Below are 15,581 nucleotides of genomic sequence, written 5' to 3' on the forward strand. Positions count from 1 at the left end.
AACTGATTACTAACGCAGCTTCCAACTAATGGTAAGGTTGGGCGTAAACCCTAAGTAATTGACGTTGGTGGTTTGAAGTACACTCTCATCGCCTTCGGTGATTACTTCAAACCGTTTATACCAGACATTTTTGCGGTTGTACAGGTTAAACACCGACAGCCCCACACTCCCCCAGCGGGCATTGTAAGTAGCGGAAATATCCAATCGGTTATAGGATGAAAAACGGCTGGCGTTTTTGTCGGAAGGCATCGTAAATGACCGAACAGAACCGTCCAAAAGATTGATTTGATACGCCCCCACAATCGAAGTATATGGACGCCCCGAGGAGATGATTTGCGTAAGGGCAAAATCTATGTTTTTCCAACGATAAGAGCCGATAAACTTAAACTGGTGTCGCACATCTTGGTCAGAATAATAGGGTCGCTCCGAAAAAATGGTCACATCCCGCACCGCTTCGGAGAGCGTGTAGCCTATCCATCCGTTGAATTTCCCAAATTTACGCTGCACCAGCACATCCATTCCCCGAACGGTCTCATCTCCGTTAAAAAACGTTTCCTGCACGCTCAGTCCTTGGCGAATCTGCGGCACAAAACGTAATGTATATTCCGTAATGCCTACATTGTTTTTTTGATAGAGTTCTACATCCACCAAATACTCTTTGAATTCATAACTTCCGCCCAAAATCAGGTGGTTGGACTTCGTTACGGGCAACGCGTCGCCATCGGCCAACAGCCAATAACTGCGGTTGCCTTGCGTCAAATCTTCCCGATTGATTTGTTTGGCAAATTGATAATAACGTCCCAAGGCCATTTTGAGTTTTACACGCTCGTTCAACGCATACGTTGCGCTCAATCTCGGCTCCACATACCATTTCTTCGTAACGTCAAAATAGTTGGCCCGAATGCCCGGTTTGATTAACAATTTGGTGTCCAACAACCGAATCTGATCCTGTACATAAAACGAAGTGATGGTTCCCTTGTCGTTTTTGCTCAACACATTTACGGTGTCATTTTGGACGTAATTATAATGAATGGTATTGGCCGTGGCGTGAACCCCAAACTCCAGTTGGTTGTGCGGCGTAAGTTTATATTCAAAATCTATTTTGGCCGTAAAATCCTTTAAATCATTGGTTTCCACTTGACCGATATTAATATTTCGGGTGGTTGCAACGGTGCTATCGGTGGCCGGTATGGTATTGACTACAGACCGAGTATTGTCGCGATTACTGTAAAAATTGGAGTAACTGACCAGCATATTACTGTAGAGCTTATCGTTCCAGCGTCTAGACCACTTCACACTGCTGCCCAAATTCCCCCACGCCGACACATCATTGGTAGATGTAGAAGCCCCAAAAATGGTTTGTCGCCCAAAATTGAAAGATGACGCCGATGAATTATCCATTTTGTCGGTGCCGTTGTAAAGGCTCCACGTGACGATGTCTTTCTTCGAAAGATTCCAGGTAAGTTTGGCATTTAGGTCATAAAAATAAGATTTTGCAGTTTGGTCTTGCGTGGCATTGTTTCCAAAACGCCCCGGTCCGCCGGGCCTTCCGCCTAATCCAGGCTGGGTTACATTTGTCTGACGCTCTGATGTAAACGTACTGAATATTTTCTCGTACAACGCTCCCTGATACGAGCGCCGCGCCGCAATCAACAGCGTTGTTTTTTTATTGAGGGGCGTTTCAATGAAGCCATTCATGCTCAACAAACTCAGATCGGCTCCCATGTTAAACTGGTTCTTATTGCCGTCTTTACCCGTAATTTCGGCCACTGCCGAAATCCTCCCGCCAAATTTGGCATCAAAGCCACCCTTGTATAACTGTATGTCTTTGAGGGCGTTGTAATTAAAAGCGGAGAAAAACCCAAATAAGTGGTCAACATGATAAACCGTAAAACCATCGTACAAAACCAGTGTCTGGTCGGGCGTGCCACCGCGCACGTACAAACCCGACGAAGATTCGTTGGAAGCACTCACGCCTGGCATCAATTGGAAGGCTCTGAAGGGGTCACGCTCGCCAATATTAGGCAATTTTGCCAAGTTCTTGGGCGTCATTTTTATCATCCCCACGATTTCATTGGCCTTCAACACTTCGGTTTTTTCACCCATGACCATGACCTCTTCCAACTCTTGCTCACCGGGTTCAATTTCAATGATGAAATTTTGCAGGGGTGTCTGCGGCGAAAGATGCACAGTGGCATTTTTGTAACCTACATAACTGACCAAGATTGTTACGGTATCTGAGGGCACTTTTAGGAGAGTATAATACCCGTCTACGTTGGTCTGCACGCCAATTTTACTGCCCAACACCGCTACGGTCGCGAAAGGCATACTTTCGTTGGTTTTTCGTTCCACGACCTTGCCCATCAACGTAAAATCGGTACGGGTTGGCTGCCCCCTATACCGCGTATCAAATTCTTTACGGGCATTTTGGAGTACCTGCGTTGCGGTTTTGGGCACAATCTGAATTACGTTGGCCTCATCAATGTAAAACGTCAGGTCTTTGGTTTCTTTCAGGGTTCCTTTGATACCATCCAACAACTTGGTGTTATCAAACCAGTACGAAACGCGATACTTTTTCAACAACTCAACATTATAACCAATCTTGAATTTGTATTTTTTTTGCAAATCTGCAATGACCTCATTCAGCGGTTTATTGTTATAAAACTCATCTTTGATAATCATCGCCGCTACTGAATCAGCGGGGGTTGTTAGGTTTTGGGCGTGGGAAATCAGCCCGGTCATCACGAGGAGGATGGGTAGAAATTTTCTCATAAGTCGATAGGTATAGACTTTTTATAAACTTTTGGTAGCTGCTATTTTCACCGTTACCTGAACGGTATTCCCCGATTCATCCGTATCAGGATAAGTCTCTTCGAGGGATAAGTTTCCATTGCCAATTTGGCCCACTGATGTGCCCGCATTCAGCATTTCAAAATTTCCGTTTCCAAGCGCTTTAAGCTCAATACTGTCATAAGTATCGTTGTAGGTTTGCATGGTTCCAGTGCTATCGCGCTGAGAGATACTGAGCACCAAAGTGAGCGTACTTGCGGCTTTTTTGGCTACGTCAAACGAAATCGCAACGTTATCCTTGATAAGGGCATTGGTCAGGTCAATGCTTTGGGCTACGCCATTGATGGATTCGGAATAAGTGGTGGCAGAATAGGCTCCAATGACCTGATCGGCGGAGTCTGGCTCGACTTCATTGTTGGTGCAACCAGAGAAAATAAGTGTAAGCGCCAATGCGCTGATTGACAGAATACTTGTGAAAGTTTTCATAACTGATAATCGGGAAGATTGGGTGTGATAAAAATTGAACTGAGAATGGTGTGAATAAAGAAAAAGAAGCAGATTGAATCTCCTCATTCGGGGTGAATTACCGCCCGAAATGAGGAGATAAATCAATGATTATTTACCATGCTTTGAGCGTTTGCCTTTTCCTTCAGGATGGGCAGGAGGGGTAGTGGCCTCAATAAATGTACCGTTGGCGGCAAATTTTAATACTTTAACAGCAGTATCCAATTTGACGGCAACGTAAAATTCACCCGCTTCATTTGTGCCTGCTTTCTTGATTTCGTAGCCTGCATAGTTGGCGGTGATGTAGGTGGTGATGGCAGCTGGCAAAGCTGCTGTTTCTACCTTCGTCAATTTGGCACCTTTACCGTATTTTTCAAGGGCTTTATTGAAGGTCCCGTCGGCGTTGAAGAGCAAACCTTTAGAAGTACCATCGGCTAATTTTAGGCCTACCACAATCTTACCTTCAGTGTCTTTTCCAGCAAACTGAATTTCAGATCCCGCATAATTGGTGGTGATATACGTGGTGATTGCAGCGGGCAAATCAGCAGCGGCTACTTCGGTCAATTTACCTTTGCATTTTTGTTTGGTAACGGTATCCGTCACCGCCGCACTACGCGCCGCCGACAGTTCGACCATTTCGGTCAAATCCTCATCTACAGCATTCACCTCGTCGCGGTTACAGCTCACTAAAAACAACCCACACAACGCAAACAGGATAACAAGTGATTTTTTCATGGTTTTCTTAAAATTAGTTAAAAATGATTGATTTCAGAGAGCATTACGCTAGGATAATCAGGAGCGTGGCATAAAAAATCAATTATTTTTAAAGAAAAAAAAATACGTACATTGCTGCAACGCGCCCCCTTTTGGGTGCGTATTACGGGTATGTGGTAATTGTATAGAGAGCAGCTAATCACCATCCAAAAAACGCTACAACCTTGTTTTTTAGAAAGAAAACCAACTTTACCGAAGATGACCTAGAAGACGTCATTCGAGCGTGTCTGAACAACGACGGGCGCGCGCAGCGAATGCTTTTTCAACAGTTTTTCGGGTACGCAAAAGGCATAAGTCTCCGTTATTCGTCCTCGATGGAAGAAGCCGAAGAAATCTTGAATGAAAGCTTTTTAAAAGTTTTCCAGCACCTCGACCGCTACGACCTGAACCAACCCTTCAAAGCATGGTTGAGAACCATTGTGGTCAACACCGCCATCAGCTATTACCGTAGGAATCAGAAGTTTCACGGAGAAATTGGGTTAGACAATATCCACGAACCTTCGATTGACGAATCGGTCATTGATCAGATTTCGGCCGAGGAGATTTTGGCCTTGGTGCAACAGTTGAAGCCCATTTATCGTACAGTATTTACGATGCACGTTGTCGATGGCTACCAGCTCCGCGAAATTGCCGATGTACTCAATTTTAACGAAGCAACCGTACGTTCTCATTTTGCTAGGGCCCGTACGCGGCTTCAAGAACTGGTCAAACAATCGTACCCTTTCTTTGCGGAAGGCAATGCCGACCAGAAATTTAAGTAGGCACCATAATCATTTGTTGCATTTGCAACCATACACAAAAAACTAAGCGCTGTTGCGCACAAAAACAAACAATGAAACCCGAGAAATTTGACGAAGCTATACGCCGAAAGTTAGAAGGGATTCAACCCAGTTTTCAGGATGAAGATTGGGCGAAATTTAAGGCGTTCAAAAACACTCATGCCCCCGTTTCGTTTGTACAGCGATTTGGGCGCTCGATGCTCTACACGGCGGCCAGCGTGGCGGCGGCAGTGATGGTATTCGCGAATGTATACCAATACCGACAAAATCGGCAGTTAGACCAACAGGTTGCCAAATTAAAAACGCAGCTCGGTCAAAAAGAAGAGGCCCCCGTGCGAACTTCGACGCGGGTCGATACGGTATACATTACCAAATACATTTCTGTCGAATCCAACCAACCTCAACCTGACGCCTATGCCCAAACTTTACCTCAATCGAATGAAAATGAACCATCGAACGATGGCATAGCTCCTGATGAGGCCGCGCCTACCTCGGGAGGGCTCAAAAATGTCGGCAAGATTATTCGACAAAATCCCAATGAACGCATTAGCGAAGCTTTCGAGCGGCCGACAAATACTGACCCAGAAGCAACGGAACCCAAAGACTCAACTCCAACGCTCGAAAATGGGACACCTGCCAAACCAGTGAGAAATGCGTTCAAAGAGAAAAATACAAACGGAACGTTTTCGAAAGAATCCGCAGGTAGTACTCCACGAACGTTGAAATCACCAACAACGGTGGCGCAGTCGGGTAGCGGGAGCAACGCAAAAAGCGCCCCGAAACTGGAACAATCAAGCATCATCAATGAGGCTACTGAACCAGCAACGCCCGTTGAGACCGCCCACAACGCGGTGGCCAGCCAAATTGAACTATCACCATTGAAGCCAAACCAAGCCGAAGAATTGGACGGAATACAACCCGCCGAAATTCACGTAAAACGCTACGCTTATACGGCATTACAGAATAAATCGGGTTCTTCTACACCCACAAATGAGGCCAAGACCACGCCCCCTCCACCGTCCATTTCGTTACGGAATGTGCGCTTCCGCGTGGGAGGAGGTTTGAATATCGGTGATAAATACACGGGCTATGGCCTGATGACGAGTGTTTTACTGGGCAAATACTGGAGTCTTGACGTGGGTCTTGCCAAAGCAAAACTCACGGGGCCGCAGTATTTTACGGAAGATATTTTTAAGGCGAAAACAGGACGTCCGTTCCAAACTTGGCACAAAGCCGACGACGTACGTCCTCCTTTGATGCCTCCGCAGGTGTTTGACATCAAGACCGACGTCACCCTTGTACGCCTTCCCATCAGCCTTACGTACCGTTGGCCGATCAAGGATGGTTTTACGCTTCTTTTTTCGGGAGGCACCAACCTCAATCTATCGGCTCAGCAGCGCTATCGTTTTTATTATAAAGAACGCAATGATGAATTTAAGGAAAAAGAAGGTAATTTCAGTATCAAACCAGCGGTTTCCAATGATATTATGATTGCCACGGGAGTCGAAAAACAATGGCGGAGCTTGGCTTTTCAGGTGGAAGCCTACGCCGCACCTTACCTCCAAAAGCCTTCCTACCTCACCGATAACCGCAACCTTGGGGTACGATTTAAAGTTTTGTACCAGTTTGGCAAAAAACAAATCTAAGTACGTATTTCCTGCCTAATCAACCCAAAGACCCGTCTGGCTACGTAGCCGACGGGTTATTTTTTTATCTTTGACGGTCACTCTATTTTCCTGCAACTTACTATGCGTATTTCATTTGTCGGGGCTGGCAACGTAGCCTGGCATTTAGCACAGGCGCTTGAACATGCCGGCCACCATATTGTAGAGGTTTTCAGTCGCGATACCCGCAACGCCCGCCGTCTGGTCAATAAATTATATGACACCACGGTAGCACCTGATTTGGATTTTGCCGAAAGTGCCGCCGAGCTCATCATTTTGGCCGTGGCCGACGACGCACTCGACGAGGTCATGCAGCGTCTGGTGTTGCCAGAAGAATGCATCCTTGTGCACACCTCAGGTACCAAAACCTTGGAAGAACTTGAACGTTTGGTTGGTATTTATAGCGATGTTCCCGCCCATACGGGAGTTTTTTATCCGCTTCAGACCTTCAGCAGAGAAGTGCCCATTCAGTTTACGGAAGTACCGCTTTGCATTGAAGCCTCAGAGCCTGATACGGAATCCATCCTCATTAAATTGGCGCAAGACCTCAGCAACGTGGTATACATCATGAGTTCCGAAGAACGGGCCATCATGCACGTGGCGGCGGTGTTTGCCTGCAACTTCACCAACCATCTTTTTGCCATTTCAAAACGAATGCTAGACGCCGAGCATTTGGAATTTGATTTGTTAAAACCACTTATTCGTGAAACCGTCCGAAAAGCCCTAGAAGCCCCCGACCCCGCCATGGTCCAGACCGGCCCAGCGCGGCGCGGTGATCATCAAATCATCGAACGACATTTAGACTACCTTGAGCGCTATCCCGCTTATCAGGGTTTATACGAAGTATTGACCGAGAGTATCATGAGAAAGTAGATGCGCATTAGCCATCCCCTCTTCCCCATTCGCGAATCAAATTTCCACCCACCGGAATCCAGTCTGAGATTACACTAATGATTTGGGGGGCAATAGGAACGGTATAGTCATACAGAAAGCTTTCCATGCGGTACTTGGGTGGTATCTGAATACCTACGGTGCTCAATAGCCAAAAGAAAACACTGATGCCAAACACCCAAGTAAAGATACCCACGGCCGCCCCCGCGAGGTTGTCGAGGGTACCCAGCAAAGTATAACGTAGCATAGAGCGCATCGAATACCCTAGGCGATTGACCATAAAAACGGTCGGGAAGAAAATAACGGAAAAACCAACAAAAGGTAGGAAGCGCCTTACCAGCTCTGCGGTAAGATAAGGCGCCAGCAGGTCGGTTCCGAAGCGCAGAAACTTAAATCCTACAATCATGGCTATCACAAAGGCAGCCACTCCCACAATTTCAATCAGGAGACCTTTGCGATAGCCATTAAAAGCCCCCCAAGCAAGGGGGATAATAATCAATAAATCTAATGTGTTCATTCGAAAACTTAGGCCAACAAACTCTTCACTAACGTCTGCACTACCTTTCCGTCGGTTTGCCCAGCCAGCTCTTTCATAGCCAGACCCATTACTTTGCCCATGTCTGATGGAGCTTTTGCACCTACGCGGTCAATAATTTCCTGAAGTTTGGTTTTTACCTCATCTTCGGTGAGTTGTTTTGGCAAATATTTTTCAATAACTGCAATTTCCGCAATTTCTTTTTCAAGCAAATCGGGGCGGTTTTGCTGCTCATAAATGGCGGCAGAGTCACGGCGTTGTTTAGCGGCCTTCGTCAGCAGCTTCAATTCATCATCGGCGCTGATTCCATTGGCTCCTTCTTTGGTTTCTTCCAATAAAATTAACGACTTAATGGCTCTTAATGCCCGCAACGTATCCTGATTTTTGTCGCGCATGGCTTGTTTGATGTCTTCGTCTATGCGTTGTTTGAGTGACATATCTATTTGTAAATTAGAATATTAGGAATTCAGCACGTGTTTTACGCACTATAATTCATTCGCAAATCTACAAAAAAACGCGGTAAGGCTTGGATTATTTAAAAGGAGTTTGCTATCTTTGCAGCCTGAAAACACGGAGGTTGTAGCTCAGTTGGTTAGAGCGTCGGATTGTGGTTCCGAAGGCCGCGGGTTCGAGCCCCGTCTTCCTCCCCAAATAAAATTTTCAGATTGTGGTTGCGAAAGCCACGGGTTCGAGTCGCAGCGGCGAACCGTCCCGTCTTCCTCCCTTTTTAAAAATCCTGGTGCGTTGCATCAGGATTTTTTGTTTTGTATATTTCTAAAAACATTTTCCCCTTCTATCGGTTCAAAATAGTATGTATTCTTATTTAAGCCAACTTCGATCTCCAGCTGGCCAACGCGTTATTTTTATTGTGTTGCCACTCATGCACTTAGCCGGTTTTATCGGGTTACAGTACCCGCCAACGCAAGCGCTTTTCAAAGCACTGGTTCCTTTTCACCTGCTGAGTTCATTAGCGCTATTGTTGCTTTTTCATACCGAATGGAACAAAAATATGTTTATTTTTTGCACAGTAGCTTACTTTGTCGGATTTACGATTGAAGCTTTGGGCGTACATACAGGTCTCATTTTCGGTCAATATCATTACGGCGCAACCCTAGGATGGAAATTCGTCGAAATTCCTTTGGTAATTGGTGCCAATTGGCTTGTACTTATCTATTGCGCAGGAGTGGTGGCAAATACATGGAGTCAAGCCCCATTGGTCAAAACACTCCTCGCGGCAACGGTGGTGGTAGTGCTGGATGTTTTAATTGAACCCGTTGCCATCCGATTGGATTTCTGGCAATGGACCGACAATACAGTGCCTTTGCAAAACTACCTAGCTTGGTATATGGTTGCCTTTGGTTTATTGTGGTTGTTTTATAAACTTCCATTTCACAAACAAAATCGATTGGCGGGATTATTACTGATCTGCCAATTCGCTTTTTTTTTATCCCACAACGTCGCTTACTTTATTGAATAACAACTATTTAAAAACATTTTTAAGCGCAGGTAGTTCTATGAATGACGATGTTGTTATGGTACTTTTAACGATATTATTTATCGACAACCATATAGACTTTTCAGTCGTTATTACAACTACTTTTTAGCTCAATTGTGGACGCAGCTATCAATCACTTTGGTAAATTTTAAAGCAGACGATGAGCCATTATTCTATCCGAGATTTAGAGCAGCTTTCTGGAATCAAAGCGCACACGTTGCGTATCTGGGAGCAACGCTATAACATCATTCAGCCCAAACGTACGGATACCAACATCCGTATGTATGACGACCACGACCTTAAATTAGTCCTCAATATCTCGTTACTCAAAGACCACGGGTTCAAAATATCTGAGATTTCAAAATTACCGCTTGACGAGATGGCCAAAGAAGTCATTGCCATTTCGGACAAAAAACTAAATTATCCCGACCAAATTCACGCCCTTACCATTTCAATGATTGATTTGGACGAAGAGCGTTTTGAGAAAATCATCAGTACCAATTTTTTGCAGTTTGGGTTTGAGAATACGATGCTCAATATTATTTATCCTTTTTTGAGTCGTGTCGGAACCCTCTGGATGACTGGCTCCATCGGGCCCGCCCAAGAGCACTTCATGAGCAACCTCATTCGCCAAAAAGTAATTGTGGCCATTGATGGACAAGTGATTAAACACCGTCCCGATGTTAAGAAGTTTTTGTTGTATTTACCCGAAGGGGAATTGCACGAAATCGGGCTTCTTTTTGCTACTTATGTGATTCGTTCGCGCAACCACAAAGTGATTTATCTGGGACAAACGCTGCCTTTCAATGAATTGATTTTTGCCCACGAGGTACACAAACCCGATTTTATTTTCTCGATACTCACTTCAGTGCCTGCCAACGAAGAGGTACAACCCTACGTTGACAGGCTATGTAGTCAGTTTCCTGAGACTCAAATTTTATTGACGGGTTATCAAGTAGTCGGTCAGGACATTCAAACGGGCCCCAATGCCGCTATTATCAACAAAACCGAAGATTTAGTAGATTATCTTCATTAATAATATTTATCAACCATCAAATAATTCTGAACGTAGTCTTTCACACCTTCTTCAAGGGTATGGAAAGGCTTTGTGTAGCCAATAGAACGAAGTTTGTTCATGTTGGCTTGGGTAAAATACTGGTATTTGTCGCGGATATCGGCGGGGGTATCCACAAAATTAATCTGGGGTTCTAAGCCCATTGCCTCAAAGGTATTGGTCGCTAGGTCTACAAACGTCCGCGCTTTTCCGCTTCCCAGATTATAGATACCAGAGTTGCGACGATGGTGCATCAAAAACGAACAAACCTCTACCACGTCTTTTACGTACACAAAATCCCGCATTTGCTCTCCATCCTTAAAATCAGGATGATGGGATTTGAACAAACGCATCTGTTTGGTATCCTTGATTTGGTGATACGCGTGAAAAATAACCGAAGCCATTCGGCCTTTGTGGTATTCATTCGGCCCGTATACGTTAAAAAACTTCAACCCTGCCCAGAAAAAAGGCTTCTTTTCTTGCTGCAACGCCCAATTATCGAAGTCATTTTTTGACTCTCCATAAGGATTGAGCGGCTTCAATTTGGGAATCAGCAACTCATTGTCGTCGTAGCCCAACTCACCCAAACCATACGTAGCCGCCGAAGAGGCATACACGAGCGGGATTTGATAATCAATGCACTTTTGCCAAATCTGCTGCGAATAGCGTACGTTCAATTCGTCAAAAACCGCATAGTCAAATTCGGTGGTATCTGTGCGGGCTCCAATGTGAAAAATGAACTCTACATCGTAGTAATTTTGGTCTAGCCATTCAAAAAACGACTCGCGTTCGACCCGTTCCTGAATCTTTTTTCCGTCTAAATTGTGCGACTTTTCAATCTTCGAAAAATCATCAACTGCAATTATAAAATTGAAGTTTTCTTCGTTGAGCTTACTGATAAGACAGCTTCCGATAAAGCCCGCAGCCCCCGTGACAATAATCATACTGATAGCTTATGATAAGGCGTTTAATTAGTGGGTTTCAAATGGTTAGGTATGGTAAAAATACCTAGTAAAATATTTACAAAGGTAGATAATAATTTGAACAAAAAAACAGTTAAAATTCGTGGAATAAATGGTACTTTTTAAAGAATTAAAGTTCATTTACAAAGAACTTTTGGAAACGAGTTTTTGGTCGTAATTTTGTCGAAAATTAATACTGAAAAGTAAAGGCAGCGGGCTACTTCGCTTACTGCATATTCTTAAATTTATATGGTGTACGTAACACGTAAAGAACATTTTAACGCTGCTCACCGGGTCTATAACCCGAGTTGGTCGGATGAAAAAAATACGGAAGTATTCGGGATTTGTGCCAACCCTAACTTTCATGGGCACAATTTTGAACTGATAGTAACCGTCAAAGGAAAAATCAACCCCGATACTGGCTTTGTGGTAGACATGAAATTGCTGGGCAATCTGATGAAAACCGCCGTTATTGATAAAGTAGATCACCGAAATCTCAACCTTGACGTTGATTTTATGCAAGGAATCATTCCAAGTTGTGAAAACTTCATCGTGGAAATTTGGAACATTTTGGAAAAAGGTTTGATCGAGCTCGCCCCAAATACTAAACTGCATTATCTTAAATTGATTGAAACTCCCAAAAATTTTGTGGAGTATTACGGAGAATAACGTATTGTCAATCACGCTTTTTGCCAATTTAAGCCATCCATTTTGAACAAGTCCATCCTTCCTATTTCGTTCCTGACGGCCGCATTGGTCATCGTAGGGGTTTACCTATATTATATAAATCTTTACGCAGTCAATATTCCTATCACGGATGATTATGACTTGGTCAGGGTCAAATACATGCTGTTGACCAATGATTTTTCTCTTTGGCAAAAAATACAGCTTTTGCTAGAGCCCGAAAACGACCATCGGATACTTGTGCCCCGCTCGATAGCGCTCTGTGTCTATGCCCTTAAGGGATACATTGACTACCGAACCCTCATCTGGATTGTCAATGGAAGCTTAATGGGAATCTTGGGCTTTTGGTTTATTAGTTTTATAAAAAGAGGATTTGTGGCGGGGTACTTTATTCCAGTATTGCTCTGGTATCTTACTCCTTTTGTGTTTGATGTAACCTTATGGGGCATCAACGGTATGCAGCATACTACGTTGAATTTATTGGTTTTTGCCACTTTTTATCTCTTGGCTTACCATCCTGCGGCAATTCCGACCCTTTTTGCGTTTATTTTGGCTTTTGCCGCCACGTTTACCAACGGAAACGGGTTTCTGGTTTTTCCAGCGGGCCTTACGATGCTGCTTTTGGCCAAAGAACGCACTAAAAGTCTGTGGTGGAGCATCGGCATGGTCGCAGCGCTGTTGGCGTATTTTCTTAATTACAGCGTAGGACAAGCAACCAAAGTGACGATTTCGGGTGAGTTTATTCAAAACCTCATCGTCAGTTTTGCGGCCCTGTCGGGAGGATGGTTGGCGGCATTTAAAGGTGCAAATCAAGACTTTTTGCTTTGGGGTGCATTTGGTATTGGCCTGATAACCTTACTCTCACTGGTTATTTGGCTGACGCTCAACACCTTTTTTTCGCCCCCAAAACCTGTCAAAAATAAACCCTATTTTTGGGTGGGAGTCTTTGTGTTTTCAGTGTTGACCATCGGTATTATTGCCGTTTCGCGGGGAGGGCGGGATGTATATTCTGTCTTCACTAGTCGTTATAGCCTATATCCTCTACACCTGCTGACGCTCGTTTACGTGATGCTCTTGGTCTGGAAACCCGTTTCGCGGGTGTGGATTTCGGGCGTGGCCGCCGCTTTTGGTCTGACCTTTGCGGTGGCAAGTGTGTATCAATACCAAATCGACGTTGACGTACGCCGCCGCAGTCTCGTGGCCGATCATTATAACTGGCGACAACATCACAAACTCATCACGCATTTTAGGAGCGAGTTAGCTGACTTTTTTACACAGTCCGCTTACAAAAAAGGCATTTATCGCTTTGTTGATTCGCCTTTGGCGGCGGCGGAGCCCTCCCTCGCCCAACCATTGGATACTGCTGCCCTCCAACCATTACAACTGACATTGAACAACACTTCTAAACCCGTTGACTTTTTTGGACATCCACAAACAGTTTGGCAATTTACGCTTGAAAACAATGATTGTCCTCAACCCGGATTGGGGAAAGGAAATGGGGTTTTCGTTGTCCTAAAATCTCGTCAAAATACCACTTACTTGCTTCCCACTTGGCCGAGTCAGGCGGGAAAAAAGCAGTTTTTGGCCCGTGGAGAACTCTATCGGCCTGGTTTTAAAGTAACACTGTACAACGAGAACTTTCGACCAGGCGATTATCAAATCGGCATTTTGTACTCCACCAAAGAAGGCAATAAACTTCAGTATACCTCCAACGTGCTTCGGGTCGATTCCCTTCACGCTCAACTCCTGAAACGCCCATGAAATACTATCTCATTGCAGGCGAGCGCTCGGGCGACTTACACGGGAGTAATCTTATCAAAGCCATCAAACAACACGACCCCGAAGCCGAGTTTCGGGCTTGGGGCGGTGATATGATGCAGGCCGCTGGCGCAACGCTGGTGAGGCACTACTCCGAAATGGCGTTTATGGGTTTTTGGGAAGTTGCCAAGAACTTAGGGACCATTTCAGGATTTTTGAAAGCATGCAAAGCCGACCTCCTCTCCTACCAACCCGACGTGCTGATATTAATTGATTATGCAGGTTTCAACATGCGGATGGCGCGTTTTGCCCATGAAAATGGCTTCCAGACGTTCTACTACATTTCCCCCAAAGTATGGGCGTGGAACCAAAACCGCGCCTTGAAACTCAAACGAGATGTTGACAAACTGTTTGTCATCTTTCCGTTTGAGAAAGCCTTCTTCAAACGCTTTGACTACGAGGTAGACTATGTCGGCAATCCACTATTTGATGCCATTGCCGATTTTACCCCTAATCCGAATTTCTTGGTCGAAAATAACCTCAACCCTCAAAAACCCGTCATTGCGTTATTGCCCGGTAGCCGTCGGCAGGAAGTGGAGCAAATGCTAACGCTCATGACTTCTACCAAGCCTCAGTTTCCTGAGTATCAATACGTGATTGCTGGCGTCAGCAATTTACCGAATGAACTTTATGAACCCTTCGAAAAAGAAGGCATTAAACGCGTAACGGACCACGCTTACAATTTGCTTTCGGTGGCCACGGCGGCGCTGGTCACTTCGGGCACGGCTACGCTCGAAACCGCTCTTTTTGAAGTTCCGCAGGTAGTTTGCTACAAAACGGGGTCGCTCAGTTATTTGATTGCCAAGAATTTGATTCGTGTCCCCTACATTTCATTGGTCAATCTCGTGGCCGAAAAAGAAGCCGTAAAAGAACTGATTCAGAACGATCTGACGTCCCAACATCTGACGGAAGAACTGCGGGCGGTATTGCCCAACGGCACGCGCCGCGAAGCCCAACTTCAGGATTATCGACACGTAAAAGCACTTTTGGGAGAAAAAGGCGCTTCCAAAAAAACGGGTGAATTGATGGTGAAGTATTTAAAAGAAGCAAAAAAATAAAATCCGCTCGATTTACCTACCCTTTCAAGATTCCCTCCAATTCGGCCTGTTGCCGCAGGTGATGCTTAAAATGCATCTCCATGTTATGATACCACTCGCGGGCGTTGAGCCATCCAAAAATAGGGTGGATACATTTATATTCTCCCGCATCCTGTCCAACGACTTCAATTAACTTTTGAGCATCGAGTAGCACTTTTTCCAACAACGGTCCATAGGCAGCACGCGTTTTTGCCACTGGTTCGGGACCTCTCACCGCCTCAGGAATTTTGATTTTAACGGGCGGAAAACTGTTGTATTTAAAGATATTATCTCCGTATTTGTTTTTCTCTCCGCCCCATTGACCTTTGCGCTGCTCCAGGCACCTCAGGGTATTGGCCAAAAAGAAAAAATTAGAGGTAAGCACTAAATGCTCGTACATCTGCCCCAACGACCAGACATCTTCGGCCGATTTATGGGTAAATTGTTCGTCAGAATAGCGGTCAAGGGCTTCCTGATAGCCTTTAACTACCCTTTCTAAATGTTCGTAAATTTCAAGGGGCGAAAGTGAGGAGGTCATGATTCAATACAAGATTT

Annotated in this window: 15 protein-coding genes and 1 tRNA gene; 9 read left to right on the top strand and 7 right to left on the bottom strand. The window is 44.9% G+C overall.

The window, feature by feature from the left end:
- Positions 1-9 precede the first annotated feature (9 nt).
- The 3 genes from DR864_RS08445 to DR864_RS08455 form a co-directional block, all read right to left on the bottom strand.
- Positions 10-2,772, bottom strand: a complete 2,763-nt coding sequence (locus tag DR864_RS08445) for a carboxypeptidase-like regulatory domain-containing protein (protein ID WP_114066549.1) — start codon at positions 2,770-2,772, stop codon at positions 10-12.
- A gap of 21 nt (positions 2,773-2,793) precedes the next feature.
- Positions 2,794-3,276, bottom strand: a complete 483-nt coding sequence (locus tag DR864_RS08450) for a hypothetical protein (protein WP_114066550.1) — start codon at positions 3,274-3,276, stop codon at positions 2,794-2,796.
- Between the two features lie 129 nt (positions 3,277-3,405).
- Positions 3,406-4,029 (bottom strand): PepSY-like domain-containing protein, encoded by a 624-nt coding sequence (locus DR864_RS08455; RefSeq protein ID WP_114066551.1) that lies wholly within the window; start codon positions 4,027-4,029, stop codon positions 3,406-3,408.
- A gap of 203 nt (positions 4,030-4,232) precedes the next feature.
- On the opposite strand from DR864_RS08455, the gene DR864_RS08460 reads away from it, so the two are divergent.
- From DR864_RS08460 to DR864_RS08470, 3 genes are all read left to right on the top strand, one after another.
- On the top strand, positions 4,233-4,829 hold the full coding sequence (locus DR864_RS08460; RefSeq protein WP_114066552.1) for an RNA polymerase sigma factor: 597 nt from the start codon (positions 4,233-4,235) through the stop codon (positions 4,827-4,829).
- A 71-nt stretch (positions 4,830-4,900) separates the two neighbouring features.
- Entirely contained in the window at positions 4,901-6,493 is a 1,593-nt protein-coding gene (locus tag DR864_RS08465; RefSeq protein WP_114066553.1) for a hypothetical protein, read from the top strand.
- Between the two features lie 102 nt (positions 6,494-6,595).
- A complete protein-coding gene (locus DR864_RS08470; RefSeq protein WP_114066554.1) occupies positions 6,596-7,384 on the top strand; it encodes a Rossmann-like and DUF2520 domain-containing protein in 789 nt (262 codons plus the stop codon).
- 7 nt (positions 7,385-7,391) lie between these two features.
- Here the strand turns inward: DR864_RS08470 and DR864_RS08475 are convergent, their stop codons facing one another.
- Together DR864_RS08475 and DR864_RS08480 are read right to left on the bottom strand one after the other, a co-directional pair.
- Positions 7,392-7,919, bottom strand: a complete 528-nt coding sequence (locus tag DR864_RS08475; RefSeq protein WP_114066555.1) for a CvpA family protein — start codon at positions 7,917-7,919, stop codon at positions 7,392-7,394.
- A gap of 8 nt (positions 7,920-7,927) precedes the next feature.
- Positions 7,928-8,374 (bottom strand): GatB/YqeY domain-containing protein, encoded by a 447-nt coding sequence (locus DR864_RS08480; RefSeq protein WP_114066556.1) that lies wholly within the window; start codon positions 8,372-8,374, stop codon positions 7,928-7,930.
- Positions 8,375-8,510: 136 nt separating this feature from the next.
- Between DR864_RS08480 and DR864_RS08485 the strand changes: the two genes are divergently transcribed.
- The 3 genes from DR864_RS08485 to DR864_RS08495 all read left to right on the top strand — a co-directional run bounded on the left by DR864_RS08485 (position 8,511) and on the right by DR864_RS08495 (position 10,468).
- Positions 8,511-8,587: transfer RNA gene (locus tag DR864_RS08485), tRNA-His, on the top strand.
- 161 nt (positions 8,588-8,748) lie between these two features.
- Complete coding sequence (locus DR864_RS08490) at positions 8,749-9,414, top strand: carotenoid biosynthesis protein (RefSeq protein WP_229599545.1); 666 nt, start codon at positions 8,749-8,751, stop codon at positions 9,412-9,414.
- Positions 9,415-9,592: 178 nt separating this feature from the next.
- Entirely contained in the window at positions 9,593-10,468 is an 876-nt protein-coding gene (locus tag DR864_RS08495; protein ID WP_114066557.1) for a MerR family transcriptional regulator, read from the top strand.
- Here DR864_RS08495 and rfaD read toward each other — a convergent pair.
- Positions 10,465-11,430, bottom strand: coding sequence for an ADP-glyceromanno-heptose 6-epimerase (gene rfaD / locus DR864_RS08500; protein ID WP_114066558.1), 966 nt, complete (start codon positions 11,428-11,430; stop codon positions 10,465-10,467). The genes DR864_RS08495 and rfaD overlap by 4 nt on opposite strands.
- 267 nt (positions 11,431-11,697) lie before the next feature.
- On the opposite strand from rfaD, the gene DR864_RS08505 reads away from it, so the two are divergent.
- The 3 genes from DR864_RS08505 to lpxB are packed head-to-tail and all read left to right on the top strand — an operon-like array spanning position 11,698 to position 15,008.
- Positions 11,698-12,117, top strand: coding sequence for a 6-pyruvoyl trahydropterin synthase family protein (locus tag DR864_RS08505; protein ID WP_114066559.1), 420 nt, complete (start codon positions 11,698-11,700; stop codon positions 12,115-12,117).
- A gap of 42 nt (positions 12,118-12,159) precedes the next feature.
- Positions 12,160-13,893, top strand: a complete 1,734-nt coding sequence (locus DR864_RS08510; RefSeq protein ID WP_114066560.1) for an LTA synthase family protein — start codon at positions 12,160-12,162, stop codon at positions 13,891-13,893.
- Positions 13,890-15,008 (top strand): lipid-A-disaccharide synthase, encoded by a 1,119-nt coding sequence (gene lpxB, locus DR864_RS08515; protein WP_114066561.1) that lies wholly within the window; start codon positions 13,890-13,892, stop codon positions 15,006-15,008. Before DR864_RS08510 ends, lpxB begins: the two co-directional genes overlap by 4 nt.
- A 16-nt stretch (positions 15,009-15,024) precedes the next feature.
- Here lpxB and DR864_RS08520 read toward each other — a convergent pair whose 3' ends face one another.
- Positions 15,025-15,564, bottom strand: coding sequence for a DinB family protein (locus tag DR864_RS08520; RefSeq protein WP_114066562.1), 540 nt, complete (start codon positions 15,562-15,564; stop codon positions 15,025-15,027).
- Positions 15,565-15,581 lie beyond the last annotated feature (17 nt).

This window comes from Runella rosea (assembly GCF_003325355.1).
Lineage (GTDB): Bacteria > Bacteroidota > Bacteroidia > Cytophagales > Spirosomataceae > Runella > Runella rosea.